The following is a 2,644-nucleotide window of genomic DNA, read 5'->3' as shown; positions in this document are numbered from 1 at the left end:
TGATGGAGCTGGGCATGCTGACCAAGGCCAACGATCCCTCGCACAAGCAGAAGGCGATTTACAGCCTGACCGAGATGGCGATCACGCTGGTTCCGATCCTGGCCCATCTCGGCGCCTGGGGCCGCGTCTGGCTGCCGGTCAGCGACGAATTGTCGATCCGCGCCGAACTGCTGGAAAAGGGCGGACAGCCTATGTGGGACAAATTCATGGACGAGTTGCGGCACGAGCATCTCGGCATGCCGCTCGATACAATGTCTGGCCTTTCTGTCCGCGCGACCTTGCAGGCCGCCTACGAGGCGGTGGTTGCCAGCAAGGCCCTCGCCGCCAGCCCGGCCGCGTAACCAACTTATTTTCCCGTTTTGGGGCCGGCTCTGCTAGAAGAAGCGGAAAATCACAATTCACGGGATTGGATAAGGTCTTGGTTGAGAACTCTCGGGATGCTGCCCGCGCACGCGCCGACCTGCGCTTCAAGAAGCAGGAAGAGGCGGCAACCGTCCGCCAGAAGGCGATGGCCGAATACGCCGCCGAGAGCGATGCTCGCCAGGCCAAGACCAACAAGCTGCGGGCACTGCGTCTCGCCAAGGAAGCGGAAGACCTCGCCAACGCGCCGGCGGAACCCGCCAAGAAACCGGCCCGCGCCAAGAAGAAGTAGCCCAGCCACGTCTGGAGCCATACAAGCGGCAACGCTTATCCGGAAGAGCGGGCGAAGGCTGCTTTCCATCCTGCCTTTTCACGCGAAGCAATTTCAACCGGAACGGGGATGTTATCTCGCCCGCCGACGATCGATGATCGACGCGTTTCAAACAGGAGACCGCCATGACCGCACTGCCGCTCGAAAAAGCCAGGCAAATCATCGAAACCGCCTTTGCCAAGGGCTCCGATCTCAAGCTCAAGCCGCTCGGCGTCTCGGTGCTCGACGCCGGCGGGCATCTGGTCGCCTTCCAGCGCCAGGACGGCGCCTCGTTCCTGCGTCCGCAAATGTCGGCCGGCAAGGCCTATGGTGCGCTCGCCATCGGCATGGGCTCGCGCAAAGTCGAGGCCTTCGCCAAGGAGCGCCCGCATCTCGTCGCCGGCATCTCGGACGTCTCGGGCGGGCGCGTGCTGCCGGTCGTCGGCGGCGTGCTGATCCGCGACAAGGCCGGTGCCATCATCGGCGCCGTCGGCATTTCAGGCGACACGTCGGACAATGACGAAGCCGCGGCAATCGCCGGCATCGAGGCCGCCGGTTTCACCGCCGATCCGGGGTGAGGTCGGGAACTTCGTCATCCACGGGCGGAGCAGGAGCGAGGCTCCGTCGCGCAGACCCGAGGATCCATTCCGTAACATCAGCCGTAGAGTGCAGCGGAGCAGAAACTTCCGCCTTCCGCGCCGGGGACCTAATTCAAATTGATGTCCCGGCTGGCCGACCGCATCGACACCGCGAATCCGGCCAGCACGTCGAACAGCGCGATGACCATCAGGGTGAAGAAAACGGAATGGGCCGCACCCTTCACCAGCAGGAACTCGACCAGGAAGGCCACGAAGACCAGCGTCGACAGAAGATGGTCCATGATCGAGGCGTTGGTGGTGCGCACCGACTTCGCCATTTCGAGGAACAGGAAGATCAGCCCGATCAGCACCATCAGGTCGCCAAGCGTCATCGAGAACACGCCACCCGACATCATGCTGAATGAGAAGACCTCGCTTGCCCACGGATCGTCACCGCTGCCGAATATTCCCAGCAGTCCGAGATTGTAGAGCACGAAAGGCACGATCAGCAGCGGAATGGCACCGAACATCTGGCGTCTCCATGTGGGGGCAATCCTTTGTAGAATGCGCCACAGGCACGCCGTCAAGATGTTTCGATGGCAGCGTTGAACACGGTCGAAGACCGCACGCAACAACAATGTCAGCCGGTTGCCTGCAACGATTGCCGCCCACGCGTCGAGATGCGCGCTACCCGCCCCCCAAACGCAAAAGAACCGGCCACTGGCCGGTCCTTTTGGAATTCAAACCTTTGGAAGGTTGGTCTCAGCTTTCCTTGGGCGTCAACACCTGGCGACCGCGATACATGCCGGTCTTCAGGTCGATATGGTGCGGACGGCGCATTTCGCCGGAATTCTTGTCCTCGACATAGGTCGGGGCCTTGAGGGCGTCGGCCGAGCGGCGCATGCCGCGCTTGGACGGAGAGGTTTTACGTTTCGGAACGGCCATGGATATGCTCCACTACATGGTCAAAAGCCCCGCCCGCCCTCGTGAAAGGGCCATGTCGGGGCCTAAATCTGAGAAAGTCGGGTGCCTATACACGCCCTGTACCGTTTTGGCCAGCACTGGCGCGAATTTTTTTGGATCGGCTAGCGGAGACAACCGACATAGGCGCCCGAGCGGCCGGCTCGCCGCTCGATCAGATTGGCAAGCCGCCTCAGGCCAGGCCCGGGCTTGGCCGGATTGCGGGCGATCGGATTTGGCAAAGAGACCGCAAGCAGGGCGGCCTGCCGTCGCGACAGCTGTTTTGCCGAGACGCCGAAATGGTGCTGTGCCGCGGCCTCGATGCCGTAGATGCCCGGCCCCCACTCGGCGATGTTGAGATAGATTTCCATGATGCGCCGTTTCGACATCACCGCATCGAAATAGACGGCCAGCGGCAATTCGACCACCTTGCGCA

At 62.1% G+C, this 2,644-nt stretch carries 5 protein-coding genes and 1 pseudogene; 3 read left to right on the top strand and 3 right to left on the bottom strand.

The features are described 5' to 3' along the window. From EN991_RS31285 to EN991_RS31275, 3 genes and pseudogenes are all read left to right on the top strand, one after another. A pseudogene (locus EN991_RS31285) lies at nt 1-341 on the top strand (helix-turn-helix transcriptional regulator); the annotation flags it as partial. Between the two features lie 77 nt (nt 342-418). Beyond that, nucleotides 419-652: a hypothetical protein gene (locus EN991_RS31280; protein ID WP_013529228.1), complete on the top strand. Its 234-nt coding sequence runs from the start codon at nt 419-421 to the stop codon at nt 650-652. Between the two features lie 164 nt (nt 653-816). Further along, complete coding sequence (locus EN991_RS31275) at nt 817-1,248, top strand: heme-binding protein (RefSeq protein WP_013529227.1); 432 nt, start codon at nt 817-819, stop codon at nt 1,246-1,248. Nucleotides 1,249-1,376: 128 nt separating this feature from the next. Here the strand turns inward: EN991_RS31275 and EN991_RS31270 are convergent, their stop codons facing one another. From EN991_RS31270 to EN991_RS31260, 3 genes are all read right to left on the bottom strand, one after another. After that, a complete protein-coding gene (locus EN991_RS31270; RefSeq protein WP_013529226.1) occupies nt 1,377-1,778 on the bottom strand; it encodes a hypothetical protein in 402 nt (133 codons plus the stop codon). A gap of 232 nt (nt 1,779-2,010) precedes the next feature. Beyond that, entirely contained in the window at nt 2,011-2,193 is a 183-nt protein-coding gene (gene rpmF / locus EN991_RS31265) for a 50S ribosomal protein L32 (protein ID WP_008834724.1), read from the bottom strand. Nucleotides 2,194-2,333: 140 nt separating this feature from the next. Continuing rightward, a partial coding sequence (locus EN991_RS31260; RefSeq protein ID WP_206519285.1) for a transglycosylase domain-containing protein occupies nt 2,334-2,644 on the bottom strand: 311 nt, incomplete at its 5' end.

The organism is Mesorhizobium sp. M7A.F.Ca.US.005.03.2.1, from assembly GCF_003997795.1.
Lineage (GTDB): Bacteria > Pseudomonadota > Alphaproteobacteria > Rhizobiales > Rhizobiaceae > Mesorhizobium > Mesorhizobium ciceri.
Note: the sequence above shows the minus strand (reverse complement) of the source record. Positions and strands in the feature narration are given on the sequence as shown.

Excerpts from the sequence above, each read along its gene's own strand:
- EN991_RS31275 (WP_013529227.1), top strand. The coding sequence starts at position 817 with ATGACCGCACTGCCGCTCGAAAAAGCCAGGCAAATCATCGAAACCGCC.
- EN991_RS31270 (WP_013529226.1), bottom strand. The coding sequence starts at position 1,778 with ATGTTCGGTGCCATTCCGCTGCTGATCGTGCCTTTCGTGCTCTACAAT.
- rpmF (WP_008834724.1), bottom strand. The coding sequence starts at position 2,193 with ATGGCCGTTCCGAAACGTAAAACCTCTCCGTCCAAGCGCGGCATGCGC.